The 12550-nt window shown below is 69.2% G+C and carries 14 protein-coding genes; 4 read left to right on the plus strand and 10 right to left on the minus strand.

Features of this window, described 5'->3' with window-relative positions:
• Positions 1-33: 33 nt before the first annotated feature.
• Entirely contained in the window at positions 34-540 is a 507-nt protein-coding gene (locus tag DW306_RS13245) for a phosphoribosyltransferase (RefSeq protein WP_136056065.1), read from the plus strand.
• Positions 541-571: 31 nt separating this feature from the next.
• On the opposite strand, the gene DW306_RS13250 is transcribed toward DW306_RS13245, so the two are convergent.
• The 9 genes from DW306_RS13250 to DW306_RS13290 form a co-directional block, all read right to left on the minus strand.
• On the minus strand, positions 572-838 hold the full coding sequence (locus tag DW306_RS13250) for a nucleotidyltransferase domain-containing protein (protein ID WP_168429328.1): 267 nt from the start codon (positions 836-838) through the stop codon (positions 572-574).
• 45 nt (positions 839-883) lie between these two features.
• Positions 884-2407: an ATP-dependent DNA ligase gene (locus DW306_RS13255; RefSeq protein WP_136056067.1), complete on the minus strand. Its 1524-nt coding sequence runs from the start codon at positions 2405-2407 to the stop codon at positions 884-886.
• Between the two features lie 43 nt (positions 2408-2450).
• Positions 2451-3221, minus strand: a complete 771-nt coding sequence (locus DW306_RS13260; protein ID WP_136056068.1) for an enoyl-CoA hydratase-related protein — start codon at positions 3219-3221, stop codon at positions 2451-2453.
• 11 nt (positions 3222-3232) lie between these two features.
• Positions 3233-4399: a 1,2-phenylacetyl-CoA epoxidase subunit PaaE gene (paaE, locus tag DW306_RS13265; protein WP_136056069.1), complete on the minus strand. Its 1167-nt coding sequence runs from the start codon at positions 4397-4399 to the stop codon at positions 3233-3235.
• A complete protein-coding gene (gene paaD, locus DW306_RS13270) occupies positions 4399-4893 on the minus strand; it encodes a 1,2-phenylacetyl-CoA epoxidase subunit PaaD (protein WP_136056070.1) in 495 nt (164 codons plus the stop codon). Before paaD ends, paaE begins: the two co-directional genes overlap by 1 nt.
• The gene (paaC, locus tag DW306_RS13275; protein ID WP_136056071.1) at positions 4887-5717 is read right to left on the minus strand and encodes a 1,2-phenylacetyl-CoA epoxidase subunit PaaC; all 831 of its coding nucleotides are present in this window, start codon (positions 5715-5717) and stop codon (positions 4887-4889) included. The genes paaD and paaC overlap by 7 nt, the downstream gene beginning before the upstream one ends.
• The gene (paaB, locus tag DW306_RS13280; RefSeq protein WP_136056072.1) at positions 5714-6019 is read right to left on the minus strand and encodes a 1,2-phenylacetyl-CoA epoxidase subunit PaaB; all 306 of its coding nucleotides are present in this window, start codon (positions 6017-6019) and stop codon (positions 5714-5716) included. The genes paaC and paaB overlap by 4 nt, the downstream gene beginning before the upstream one ends.
• Complete coding sequence (paaA, locus tag DW306_RS13285; RefSeq protein ID WP_136056073.1) at positions 6019-7011, minus strand: 1,2-phenylacetyl-CoA epoxidase subunit PaaA; 993 nt, start codon at positions 7009-7011, stop codon at positions 6019-6021. Before paaA ends, paaB begins: the two co-directional genes overlap by 1 nt.
• An 81-nt stretch (positions 7012-7092) precedes the next feature.
• The gene (locus tag DW306_RS13290; RefSeq protein WP_136056074.1) at positions 7093-7512 is read right to left on the minus strand and encodes a pilus assembly protein CpaE; all 420 of its coding nucleotides are present in this window, start codon (positions 7510-7512) and stop codon (positions 7093-7095) included.
• Positions 7513-7967: 455 nt separating this feature from the next.
• Between DW306_RS13290 and DW306_RS13295 the strand changes: the two genes are divergently transcribed.
• Positions 7968-10091 carry a RecQ family ATP-dependent DNA helicase gene (locus DW306_RS13295; RefSeq protein WP_136056075.1) on the plus strand — a complete coding sequence of 708 codons (2124 nt, stop codon included), beginning with the start codon at positions 7968-7970 and terminating at the stop codon, positions 10089-10091.
• Here the strand turns inward: DW306_RS13295 and DW306_RS13300 are convergent.
• Positions 10088-10855: an IclR family transcriptional regulator gene (locus tag DW306_RS13300; protein WP_136056076.1), complete on the minus strand. Its 768-nt coding sequence runs from the start codon at positions 10853-10855 to the stop codon at positions 10088-10090. The two genes, DW306_RS13295 and DW306_RS13300, sit on opposite strands and share 4 nt — an antisense overlap.
• Before the next feature lie 169 nt (positions 10856-11024).
• Between DW306_RS13300 and dhaK the strand changes: the two genes are divergently transcribed.
• Positions 11025-12017, plus strand: coding sequence for a dihydroxyacetone kinase subunit DhaK (gene dhaK, locus DW306_RS13305; protein ID WP_136056077.1), 993 nt, complete (start codon positions 11025-11027; stop codon positions 12015-12017).
• A gap of 34 nt (positions 12018-12051) precedes the next feature.
• A partial coding sequence (dhaL, locus tag DW306_RS13310) for a dihydroxyacetone kinase subunit DhaL (protein ID WP_136056078.1) occupies positions 12052-12550 on the plus strand: 499 nt, incomplete at its 3' end.

Raw genomic sequence — 12550 nt, forward strand, 5'->3', positions numbered from 1 at the left:
TGGACGGATCACACGGTGGGGGAGAATGAGGCGATGACGACATCGACGGAGCGCGAGACGCTCACCTGGGACGGCTTCGGATCTGCGACACGCGATTTGGCGCGCAGCATCCTCGCCAGCGGCTTCGAACCGGAGGTCGTCGTGGCGATCGCCCGAGGCGGACTGCTTCCGGCCGGCGCGATCGCGTACGGCCTCGGGGCGAAGAACTGCGGCGCCATCAATGTCGAGTTCTACACGGGCATCGGCACGGTGCTCGATGCACCGGAGGTGCTGCCTCCCGAGCTTGACATGGCGTACCTCGACGGTCGCCGCGTGCTGCTCGTGGACGATGTGGCCGACTCGGGTCGCACGCTCGCGCTCGCCGTGGAGCTCCTGAAGGACAAGGGCGCCGACGTGCGGTCCGTCACGATCTACACGAAGCCGTCGACGATCATCCAGCCCGACTACGCCTGGAAGGACACCGACCTCTGGATCAACTTCCCGTGGTCGTTCCAGGGCACCGTGCGGGAAGAGGACCTGGGACTTCCGCCTTCGGCGTGACGCGAGGGTATCGACTTCTCTTCTTCTCGACTCAGAGCGGCACGACTTCGTCTCGGATGGCTTCGGCGACACCGGGCCTGAGGCTTTGCCGGGGGACAACGTCGACAGCTCGTCCGAGCAGCGCCTCAGCGGCTGATTGCGCACGGAGCAGGTCGAACAGGCCAATAGTCGGTGCGATGTCGACTAGAAGGTCGATGTCGCTGTCTTCGTCGTCGTCACCCCGGGCGACGCTTCCGAACACCTCGATGTTCGTCACGCCGTACTCGGAGAACAGAGTGCGCAGGTCGGAGGCTCGCATGCGGACTCGTTTGAGGGTCTCTGGGGCGCCGGAAGCAGACATTCCTCACCCCCGCAGCAGCGCCCGCAGCGTCTGGATCGTGTCAGCCTCGGCGGGCGCCTTGTCGGGACGGTAGCCCTTCACCCGGGCGAACCGGAGCGCGATCCCGCCGGGATAGCGCGGTGAGCGCTGCACGCCGTCGATGGCGATCTCGACGACGATCTCGGGTCGGAGGAACACGGTGCCCTGCGTGCGCCGGGTCTCGTATTCGGGGAAGGTCTCGGTCTGCCAGCGCAGCAGCTCGTCGGTGAGCCCCTTGAACGTCTTGCCCACCATCACGAAGCCGCCAGGGTCGCCGAACTCGCCATCGGGGTCGCGGGCTCCGAGGTGCAGGTTCGACAGCCAGCCCTGACGGCGCCCGGAACCCCACTCGGCGCCGAGGACCACGAGGTCGTATGTCAGCACGGGCTTCACCTTGACCCAGGACTTGCCGCGTCGGCCGGCGGCGTAGGGCGCGTCGATCGCCTTGACGACCACACCCTCGTGCCCGGCGGCGAGGGCTTCGCGGGACAGCTGCTCGGCGGCATCCGGATCAGCCGTCACGATGCCCGGCATCCGCCACTCGCCGGCCACGCGTTCGAGCTCGGCGAGACGCACGGACAGCGGCTCGTCGAGCAGATCGCGCCCGTCGACGTGCAGGACGTCGAAGAACCAGGGCCGCAGCAGCAGTTCGCGAGCGACGTCGGCGCCGAAGCGCGACATGGTCTCCTGGAACGGACGGGGCCCGCCGTCTTCGTCGAGCGACAGGGTCTCGCCGTCGAGGATGAGGTCGTGCGCCGGCAGCGACCGGACGATCTCGACGATCTCGGGCACGCGATGCGTGATGTCGGCGAGGCTGCGCGTGTAGACGCCGACCTCGTCGCCGTGCCGATGCACCTGGATACGCGCGCCGTCGAGCTTGAACTCGACCGAGGCCTCGCCGGTGATCTCGAGTGCCGCCGTCGGGGTCGCGGCGGTGGCGGCGAGCATCGGCAGCACGGGACGCCCGACCTGCAGGCCGACCGCGTCGAGATCTTCAGCGGTGCCGGTGAGGGCGACGAGTGCGGTCTCGCCGAGGTCGCCGGAGAGCATGGCGGCCCTCCGCACGGTCGCAGCAGCGCGGTCCGACGCCTTCGCGATCGCGTCGAGCAGCACCCCGCCGAGTGCCCCGGTACGCAGCTCACCCAGCATGGCGCGGGTCAGGAAGTCCCATTCGGCGGCCGTCGCTCGTGAGGCGAGGGTGCCGAGAGCGCCCGTGCGCGTGGCGGCGGACCCGCTGCCGGATGCCGCGGCGAGAGCATCCAGCGATTCGTCCACGTCGGCGATGGTCAGACTCGAGCTGTCGGCGTGCGAGACCTCCAGTGCCGCGATCCCTCGCCATCCGACGCCGAGCTTGCCCTGACGCGGCGACGCGAGAAGCAACCCGACGAGCGGTGCGATCTCATCCGGCTCTGCCGTGGCCAGCAGTCGCGCGAGAGCGTCGATCTTGGCCAGGCGCGACGAGGTGGCGGCGACCTCTTCGGTGGTGGAGACGAGGTCGGAAAGCTTCATCCCCGCATTCTCGCACCGGCCTCCGACATGCACACCGCCGAGCTCAGCGCCCGCGGAACTCCGGCTTCCGCTTCTCCTGGAACGCGGCGAACCCTTCTCGGTAGTCGTCGGTGTCGCAGAGCGCGGCCTGCGCGGCGTTCTCGATGTCGACCGAGTCCCACAGCGCCAGGCGCTCGTCGCGGATCCGGGCCACGAGCTCCTTGCTGGCGAGGAACGCGGCGGTGGCTCCGCGCGCGGCGGTGGCCGCGGCATCCGTCGTCGCGGAGACCACGTCGTCATCGGGGAAGACCCGCGAGAACAGTCCGGATGCCACGGCTTCGGCGCCACTCATCAGACGCCCGGTGTAGATGAGGTCGAGGGTCTTGTGGGCGCCGAGGCGCTCCAGGAAGAGCGCGTGACCGCCGGAGTCGAGCGTCGCCCCGAGCGCCGCGAACGGCGAGCCGATCTTCGCGGACTCCGCGACGTAGACGACATCCGTCGCGATCAGAAGGCCGAGCCCGACGCCCAGGCAGGCGCCGTGCGCGACCGCGAACGTCGGTGCGGGAAAGTGCGACATCCGCTGCAGCAACGGCGTCACGAGCCCGCCGAGGTAGCCCATGACGTCGTCGTCGCGCGGGTCGACGCCCGAGATATCGCGTCCGGCGCAGAACGCCCGACCCTCACCGCGGAGCACGAGGGCGCGGACCCCGGCGGCCTCGGCCTCCGCGTAGGCGGCATCCAGCCCGTGCAGCGCCTGCTCGTCGAGTGCGTTCAGCTTGGCCGGGGCGTTCAGAACGATCGTGGCGACGTCATCGGCGATGGTGAGATCGATCATGCGCACTCCGGTCACACGTCGTAGTCGACGACCACGCGGTCGCTGGTGGGATGGGACTGGCAGGTGAGCACGTATCCGCGTTCGAGCTCGTCCGGCTCCAGTGCGTAGTTCTCGGTCATGCTCACGCTGCCCTCGATCACGCGAGCGCGGCAGGTTCCGCAGACGCCGCCTGCGCAGGCGAACGGCGCATCCGGACGCACGCGCAGCGCCGCGTTCAACACGGATTCGTGCGCGTCGACCGGGCTCTCCACCGTCGACGAGACGCCGTCGAGATTGACCTCGATGCGGAACGTCTTCTCGCCCGCGCGCACCTCGACCGGTCGTGCGGTGCGGAGCGGCTCGTCACCCGTCGTGAACAACTCGAAACGGATGTGCTCTCGTGCGACGCCGACATCGGCGAGAACCTCGCGACACAGATCGACGAGTGCGAGCGGTCCGCAGAGGAACCACTCGTCGACGTCGGCAGGATCGATGAGCGAGCCGAAGATCGTGCGCAGCTTCTCCTCGTCGATCCGGCCGGAGAGCACCGGCGCCGTGCGCTGCTCGCGAGACAGCACATGGTGCAGCGTCACGCGCGTCGGATACCGGTCCTTGAGGTCGGCGAGATCCTCCAGGAACATCACGTCGAGCGTCGACCGGTTCGTGTACAGCAGGGTGAAACGCGACGTGTCTGATCGCGTCAGCACGGTGTGGGCGAGAGCCATCAACGGCGTGATGCCGGATCCGGCGGCGATACCGACCACGTGACGGTCGTCGAGGTCGTCGAGACCCGAGGTGAACGTGCCCTGCGGACTCATCACATCGATCTCGAACCCGGCGTGCAGTCCGGTCTGCGCCCACGTCGAGAACAAGCCGCCCTCGTCGCGCTTCACGGCGACGCTGAGTCGGGTCGGCGAGCCGTCGGTGCGGTGCTCGGGAGCCCGGCACAGCGAATACGACCGACGCACCTCGGTGCCCTCCAGCGTCGTGCGCAGCGCCACGTACTGACCGGGCAGGTGGTCGTAGTCGTCGGCCAGTTCGGCCGGCACGGTGAACGTCACCTCGACCGCATCGTCGGTCAGCGGACGGACGTCCTCGACGGTGAGCGTGTGGAATCGGGCACGCGTGCGCTCACCGCTCGCCCGACGTGGCGGGACGGATGCCGGGGCGCCGGCCCGCGTCGAGGAGAACAGCGGCATCAGTGCACCTTGAAGTGGTCGAAGGGCTCGAGGCACGCGCGGCACTCGAACAGGGACTTGCAGGAGGTCGAGCCGAACCGCGAGACCTCGCGGGTGTCGAGCGAGCCGCAGCGCGGGCAGCGCACGCTCAGGGACAGCCGGATCGGGCCCGACGACACGGCGGCGCGGCCGGAGGGCGGCGCGATGCCGTAGGCCTCGAGCTTCTGCTTCCCGGCATCCGTCATCCAGTCGGTCGTCCAGGCGGGGGAGAGGACCAGACGCACGTCGACGTCGGCGAAGCCGGCCGCGGTCAGCGACATGATGACGTCGTCGCGGATCGTGTCCATCGCCGGGCATCCGCTGTACGTCGGGGTGATGTCGACGCGCACGCGGTCGCCGTCGGCCTCGACGGCGCGCAGCACGCCGAGGTCTTCGATCGTGAGGACGGGAACTTCGGGGTCGGGGACGGACGCAGCGATCCGCCAGGCCGCCTGCGTCGGAGTGAGGGTCACCATGATGCCCCCGGATGCCGGCGGGCGAGCACCTGCATCTCGGCGAGGATATGCCCGAGAGGGGTGGCATGCGCGCCGCGCCGACCACCTGCCGACGAGGCGGCGACCGTCGGGACGGAGAGCTCGGCCTCGGTGAACACGGTGTCGATGACGCCGTCGAATCCGTCGCGCAGGTTCGACGGCCGCGCGGCGACGTCGCCCAGCCGCTCGATCAGCTCGTCGTCGCGGAACAGCTCGTCGACATAGGGCCAGACGTCGCGGGTCGCACGGATGATCCGGGCTCGTGATTCGTCCGTGCCGCCGGCGAGGCGCAGCATCCACTGCACGGCGTGATCGCGGTGGTAGTCGACCTCTTTCAGGGACTTCTCCGCGATCGCGGCGAAGGTCTCGTCGGCACTCGCCCGCAGGGCCGAGTACAGCTCGAACATGTACGTCGACACCACGAACTGCCGGGCGATGGTCTGGGCGAAGTCGCCGTTCGGCTGCTGCACGATCCACGCGCAGCGGAACTCGGGCTCGTCGCGGAAGTACGCGAGGTCGTCTTCGCTGCGGCCGTCATAGGAGCCGGCGTAGTGGAGGAAGGAGCGGGCGTGGCCGAGCAGGTCGAGCGCGATGTTGCCGAGCGCGACGTCCTCCTCGAGTTCGGGGGCGTTGGCGATCCATTCGCCGAGCTGCTGCGAGAGGATCAGCGCATCGTCGCCGAGGCGCATCGCGTACTCGGCGACGTCGGCGGATGCGGCCGTCGCTCCGGTCCCGGAGAGCTCATCGCTCAGCTGCAGAGCATCGACGGACACATCGCCATGCACATCGTCGTGGGCCGTGGTCACAGGTGCGGCACCCCCTCGGACGCCGTGTAGTACACGGCGTGCCGGTAGTTCTTGCCCGCGGGGCTCTCGAAGTACGCGCCCTTCGCGTCGGGGTCGCTGGTCGTGATCGCGTCGGCCGGTACGGCCCAGATCGACACGCCTTCGCCGCGACGCGTGTAGAGGTCACGGGCGTTGCGGATCGCCATCTCGGCATCCGGGGCGTGGAGGGAGCCGACATGCACGTGGCTCAGGCCGCGGTTCGCGCGCACGAAGACCTCCCACAGGGGCCAGGGCTCGCGCTCGTCGGCGCCGGGGGTCGCCATCAGGCCACTCCTCCGACCGGTTCCTGAGCCCGACGAAGGGACTGCTTCCGGGCGTACTCCGCCGCGGCCTCGCGCACCCAGGCGCCCTCTTCGTGGGCGGTGCGGCGGCGCTCGAGACGCTCGGCGTTGCAGGGGCCGTTGCCGCGCAGCACCTCGAAGAACTCGTCCCAGTCGATCTCGCCGATCACGTACTGGCCGGTCTCCTGGTCGAAACGCAGGTCGGGGTCGGGCAGCGTGACGCCGAGGATCTCGGCCTGGGGCACCAGCATCCCGACGAAGCGCTGACGCAGGTCGTCGTTCGAGAAGCGCTTGATCTTCCACTTCATCGACTGCGCGGAGTTCGGGGACTGCTCATCGGGCGGCCCGAACATCGCCAGGCTCGGCCAGTACCAGCGGTTCACGGCATCCTGCGCCATCTGGCGCTGTTCCTCGGAGCCCTGCATCAGGCTGAGCAGGATCTCGAAGCCCTGCCGCTGATGGAAGGACTCCTCCTTGCAGACCCGCACCATGGCGCGGCCGTAGGGTCCGTACGATGCGCGGCAGAGCGGCACCTGGTTCACGATGGCCGCGCCGTCGACGAGCCAGCCGATCGCGCCCATGTCGGCCCAGGTCGGGGTGGGGTAGTTGAAGATCGACGAGTACTTGGCCTTGCCGCTGATGAGCTGGTCCATCATCTCGTCACGGGTGATGCCGAGGGTCTGCGCGGCCGAGTAGAGGTAGAGCCCGTGGCCGGCCTCGTCTTGCACCTTCGCCATCAGGATCGCCTTGCGCTTGAGGCTCGGCGCCCGCGTGATCCAGTTGCCTTCGGGCTGCATCCCGATGATCTCGGAGTGGGCGTGCTGGGAGATCTGGCGGATGAGCGTCTTGCGGTACGCATCCGGCATCCAGTCGCGGGGTTCGATGCGCTGCTCGTTCGCGATGAGCTCGTCGAACACGCGCTCCTCGTCCGAGATCTCACTCGTGACGAGGGAGAGGTCTGCGGGGCTGGTCATCGTCGCTCCTCATTCAGCATCTTTACTGACCGATCGTTAGGTTATTCTGACACAGAAGTGCCACGGTCTTCAAGACGCCCCTCAGTGCGAGCGCGAGATGAGCTCCAGCAGGGCGCGGCCGTAGGCCTCGGCAGGCTCCGGATGCTCGAAGGAGAGAGCCTCGCCGGCGATCTCGATCTCGACGCGGAACGTGTCCTCCAGCCGCACCAGGGAGCGGAATGTGCCCCGCAGCAGCTCGCGCAGCTGATCCTCCCGCGGCAGCCACACGGCGTCTGCCAGCGTGACGGCATCGAGCGCCCACTCGGTCGTGCCGTTGAAAGCCAGGTCGGTCCCGCTCGGCGTCTGGCGCGCCTCGATCGTCATGCCGCTGACGGTGAAGACATCGGCCTCGGCTTCGAGCTCGACGTCATCGGTGAGGTCGAGCTGGAAGCGGTCGCCCTCCGCCGGGTGCCAGCCGATGCCGGCATCCCGCAGGGCGACGGCCAGTTCACGGGTGATCATGCTCCTACGCTATGCGGGATTCGGGGGTGCGGCTCGGTCTGCTCGGTGCGGTGCTGTCAGGCGAACGCGCGAATATCCGTCGGGAGAGGGTACGGATGTCGGGCGGAATCGCCGTTTCCGGCCGACATCCGTACGAAAGGCCGACATCTGTGCCCGCCGGGGCCGGATGCCGGATGCCGGATGCCGGATGCCGGAGGGCGAGCCGGATGCCGGATGCGAAGCGAGGTGAGGCGGCCCGACACAATGCAGGTCGGAAGTACATATGCAGGTCCGGAAAGGTGTTTTGAACCTGCATCTGTCCTTTCATCCGACAAGTCGGGGCCTGAGGGCCCGGGCAGATACCGAGTCGAAGGTCGGATGCCGGGACTGGATGCGCAACAGATGCCGGATGCCGGGGCGGGCGGGACTGTGGATGACGACCCCGAGGTGTCGGTGGCGTGAGGCAGAGTGGGGGCATGACCTCCCTCGCTCCCGCCGACACCCGCGAGGCCGCGCTCGCCGCGCTCCGCGAGCTCGTCGGCCGTCCAGACGCCGACTTCCACGACGGGCAGTACGAGGCGATCGAGGCGCTGGTCGAGGGGCGCCGCCGCGCGCTCGTCGTGCAGCGCACCGGTTGGGGGAAATCGGCGGTGTACTTCGTCGCGACGCTGCTGCTGAGACGGCAGGGCGCGGGGCCGACGGTGCTCGTGTCGCCCCTCCTGGCGCTCATGCGCGACCAGATCGCCGCTGCCGAGCGCGCCGGAGTGCGGGCGGTCGCGATCAACTCCACGAACGCGCACGAATGGACCGACGTGCTCGCGCAGCTCGACCGCGACGAGGTCGACGTGCTGCTGGTGTCGCCCGAACGGCTCAACAATCCGGCGTTCCGCGAGCAGCAGCTGCCCGCGCTCGTCCGTCGCATCGGCATGCTGGTGGTCGACGAGGCGCACTGCATCAGCGACTGGGGGCACGACTTCCGTCCCGACTACCGACGCCTGCGCGACCTCATCGCCCAGATGCCGGCGGATGTCCCGGTGCTCGCGACCACCGCCACCGCGAACAGCCGCGTGGTGGCCGATGTCGCCGAGCAGCTGGGCAGCCTGACCGAAGGCTCGGGCGAGAGCACCGCGCCCGTGCTCACGATCCGCGGTCCCCTCGCGCGCACCTCGCTGCGTCTCGGCGTGCTGCGGCTGCGCGATTCGGCGAGCCGGCTGGCCTGGCTGCTGAGCCATCTGAACGATCTTCCCGGGTCCGGGATCATCTACACGCTCACCGTCGCCGCTGCCGTCGACACGGCCCGGCTGCTGCGCGATCACGGCCACGATGTGCGGGCGTACACCGGGCAGACCGACGCCGAGGAGCGTGAGGAGTCCGAAGGGATGCTCAAGCGCAACGAGGTCAAGGCGCTCGTCGCGACCAGCGCCCTCGGCATGGGATTCGACAAGCCCGACCTGGGATTCGTGCTGCATCTCGGCGCTCCCTCGTCACCGGTCGCGTACTACCAGCAGGTCGGCCGTGCGGGTCGTGCCAGCGAGAGCGCCGACGTGCTGCTGCTGCCCGGCGTCGAGGACCGCGATATCTGGCACTACTTCGCGACCGCGTCGATGCCCGATCGGGAGCGCGCGGAACGGGTGATCGGCGCCCTCGGCGATGCGCCGATCTCGACACCGGCGCTCGAGGCGATGGTCGACATCCGCCGCACGCCGCTCGAGCTGCTGCTGAAGGTGCTCGACGTCGACGGCGCCGTACGACGCGTGCAAGGCGGGTGGGTCGCGACCGGCGAGCCGTGGACCTACGACGCCGAGCGCTACGAGCGCATCGCCGCCGAGCGGGTCGCCGAACAGCAGCACATGATCGAGTACGAGCAGACCGACGGATGCCGCATGGAGTTCCTGCAGCGTTCTCTCGACGACGACACGGCAGCGCCGTGCGGCCGGTGCGACAACTGCGCGGGTGTCTGGTTCCCGAAGGAGATCGGGGCAGGGGCGAGCACGCAGGCGGCCGAGTCACTCGACAGGGTGGGGGTCCCGATCGAGCCGCGTCGTGCCTGGCCGACCGGCGCCGATCGTCTGAACGTGCCCGTCAAGGGAAGCATCGCCGCCGACGAGCAGGCGAGCGAGGGTCGGGCCCTCGCGCGCCTCACCGACCTGGGCTGGGGGAACACGCTGCGCGAGCTGTTCGCGTCGGGTGCAGCCGATGCCGCGGTCACGCCGCAGCTGCTTCAGGCGTGCGTCCGGGTGCTCGCCGGGTGGGGATGGGCCGAGCGGCCGGTGGCCGTCATCGCCATGCCGTCGCGATCGCGACCGCTGCTGGTCGATTCCCTCGCCCGGGGCATCGCCGAGGTCGGGCGCCTGCCGTACCTCGGCGCGCTCGAACCCGTCGGAGGAGGACCGTCCGGGCAGTCGGGCGGCAACAGCGTGTTCCGCCTCGCAGGACTCTGGGACCGTCTCAGCGCGGAGCACCTCGACGTGCCGACCGGTCCGGTGCTGCTCGTCGACGATCTGGTCGACAGTCGCTGGACCATGACGATCGCCGCACGCGCTCTCCGTCAGGCGGGTGCGACCGATGTGCTCCCTCTCGTGCTCGCGATGCGGGGCTAGTCCTCGGCCGGGGCGACGCGCGGCGGCCAGGAGGTCGCCCCGAGCTCGCGCGAGATGTTGCGCGCGGTCTCGCGGAGATCGTTGAGGACGGCATCCGATGCGGGAGTCTGCGACGTCGGCATCACGACGGCGACCGCGGCGACGATGTCGTTGGAGGCATCCGCGATCGGTGCGGCGATCGACGATTCGCCCAGCACGGCTTCGTCGATCTCGGTCGCGCTGCCACGCTCCGCGATCGTGGGCAGCTCGAGCGTGAGCCGCGCGATGTCGGTGACCGTGTCGCCGGTGAGACTGCGCAGCGGCTGCTCGAACACGCTCCGCTGGAAGCCGAGGTCGTAGGCGAGCAGCACCTTGCCCATCGCCGAGGCGTGCGCGGGGATCGCGACACCCGTCTCCAGCATCTGCTGGCTGTCGTCGGGGCGCAGGTTGTGGTGGATGACGAGCACATCCGTGAAGTGCGGGGCGCCGAGCCGTACCGAGAGGTTGGTGCGGCGGGCGAGCTCCTGGGTCCAGCGCATCGCCCGGGCACGCACGTCGAGCGTGTCGAGGTAGACATTGCTGAGCCGCAGGAGGGTCGGACCCAGCATGTAGCGCTGCCCGCCGCGCTCCTTGGCGACCAGCCCGTGCGAGCGCAGCGACTTCACGATGCCGTGCACCGTCGACGGTGGAAGGCTCAGGGCAGCGGCCAGGTCGGTGATGCCTAGATGGCGGGCGCCCTGGAGCAGCTCAAGGATCTTCGCCGCACGGTCGATCGCCTGGATCACGGGGCATCCCTCCTTCCGGAACGTCGTCGAACCGGGTCGTCGTGCAGGTCTTCCGGATTGATCTTGACAACCCGACCGCGTCCGAGCATATTCGACATTAACGAATTGCTTTCGGATTTTTGCGAAAGAAGTCGCGGGACACCCCCAAGAGATCAAAGGAGATCGCACGATGAAAAAGCTCATCAACGCCCCTGAGGACGTTCTCGTCGAATCCCTGAAGGGCGTCGCGCTCGCTCATCCGGAGCTGTCGGTCGACCTCGAGACGCACGTCATCACCCGCGCCACTCCCAAGGAGCAGGGCAAGGTCGCGGTGGTCTCCGGCGGCGGGTCTGGGCACGAGCCGCTGCACGGCGGGTTCGTCGGACCGGGGATGCTCGACGCCGCGGTCGCGGGCGAGGTCTTCACCTCTCCCACGCCCGACCGCGTGCAGGCCGCGACGAAGGCTGTCGATCGCGGTGCCGGCGTGCTCCACATCGTGAAGAACTACACCGGCGACGTCTTGAACTTCGAGATGGCGGCCGAACTCGCCTCGATGGAGGGCATCGAAGTCGGCACCGTCGTCGTCGATGACGATGTCGCGGTGCAGGACTCGCTCTACACGGCAGGGCGTCGTGGCGTCGGACTCACCGTGCTGCTCGAGAAGCTCGTCGGCGCGGCGGCGGAAGAGGGGCAGGACCTCGCCTCGGTGGTCGAACTCGCGAAGCGGATCAACGGCCAGGGCCGTTCGATGGGCATGGCGCTCACGAGCTGCACGGTTCCCGCCGCGGGAAAGCCGACCTTCGACCTGCCGGACGACCAGATGGAGATCGGCATCGGCATCCACGGAGAGCCCGGCCGGCACCGCGAGCCGCTGGCTCCGGCATCCGACATCGCGCGCCAGCTCGTCGAGCCGATCCTCGCGGACCTCGACTTCGCCGGACCCGCGATCGTCATGGTCAACGGCATGGGCGCGACGCCGCAGATCGAGCTGTACCTGATGTATGCCGAGGTGGCGGCCCTGCTCGAGAAGGCGGGGGTGCAGATCGTGCGCAACCTCGTCGGCAACTACATCACTTCGCTCGACATGGCCGGCTGCTCGGTCACCGTGCTCAAGGTCGACGACGAGCTGCTGCGTCTCTGGGACGCCCCGGTCAACACTCCCGGCCTGCGCTGGGGCGTCTGACCCCCTGATCTCGACCCTGTGAAGGACGGAATGCATGACTGACACCATCGGAACCGACACCCTCGTCGACTGGATCACGCGATTCGGCGATGCGGTGACCCAGAAGCGCGACTGGCTCACCGAGCTCGACTCCGCGATCGGCGACGCCGACCACGGCGCCAACATGGCACGCGGCATGGCCGCCGTCCACGACAAGCTCGGGGCCGGCGCCCCCGCGACCGCCGACGAGCTGCTCAAGTCGGTCGGCATGACCCTCGTCAGCTCGGTCGGCGGCGCCAGCGGTCCGCTCTACGGCACGTTCTTCCTCCGGATGGGGATGACGACCGGAGCGGTGTCGGAGCTCGATGCCGCCGGTCTCGCGGCCGCGCTGCGTGCGGGGCTCGAGGGCATCGTCGCCCGGGGCAAGGCCGAAGCCGGAGACAAGACGATGTACGACGCGATGGCGCCGGCCGTCGACGCGCTCGACGCGGCGATCGCGGAAGGAGCCGACCTGGCGGCCGCGACACGGAAGGCCGCTGACGCCGCGGCCGCCA

The sequence above is a fragment of the Microbacterium sp. K24 genome (assembly GCF_004794465.1).
Classification (GTDB): domain Bacteria; phylum Actinomycetota; class Actinomycetes; order Actinomycetales; family Microbacteriaceae; genus Microbacterium.

Excerpts from the sequence above, each read along its gene's own strand:
- DW306_RS13245 (WP_136056065.1), top strand. The coding sequence starts at position 34 with ATGACGACATCGACGGAGCGCGAGACGCTCACCTGGGACGGCTTCGGA.
- DW306_RS13250 (WP_168429328.1), bottom strand. The coding sequence starts at position 838 with ATGCGAGCCTCCGACCTGCGCACTCTGTTCTCCGAGTACGGCGTGACG.
- DW306_RS13255 (WP_136056067.1), bottom strand. The coding sequence starts at position 2,407 with ATGAAGCTTTCCGACCTCGTCTCCACCACCGAAGAGGTCGCCGCCACC.
- DW306_RS13260 (WP_136056068.1), bottom strand. The coding sequence starts at position 3,221 with ATGATCGATCTCACCATCGCCGATGACGTCGCCACGATCGTTCTGAAC.
- paaE (WP_136056069.1), bottom strand. The coding sequence starts at position 4,399 with ATGCCGCTGTTCTCCTCGACGCGGGCCGGCGCCCCGGCATCCGTCCCG.
- paaD (WP_136056070.1), bottom strand. The coding sequence starts at position 4,893 with ATGGTGACCCTCACTCCGACGCAGGCGGCCTGGCGGATCGCTGCGTCC.
- paaB (WP_136056072.1), bottom strand. The coding sequence starts at position 6,019 with ATGGCGACCCCCGGCGCCGACGAGCGCGAGCCCTGGCCCCTGTGGGAG.
- paaA (WP_136056073.1), bottom strand. The coding sequence starts at position 7,011 with ATGACCAGCCCCGCAGACCTCTCCCTCGTCACGAGTGAGATCTCGGAC.
- DW306_RS13290 (WP_136056074.1), bottom strand. The coding sequence starts at position 7,512 with ATGATCACCCGTGAACTGGCCGTCGCCCTGCGGGATGCCGGCATCGGC.
- DW306_RS13295 (WP_136056075.1), top strand. The coding sequence starts at position 7,968 with ATGACCTCCCTCGCTCCCGCCGACACCCGCGAGGCCGCGCTCGCCGCG.
- dhaK (WP_136056077.1), top strand. The coding sequence starts at position 11,025 with ATGAAAAAGCTCATCAACGCCCCTGAGGACGTTCTCGTCGAATCCCTG.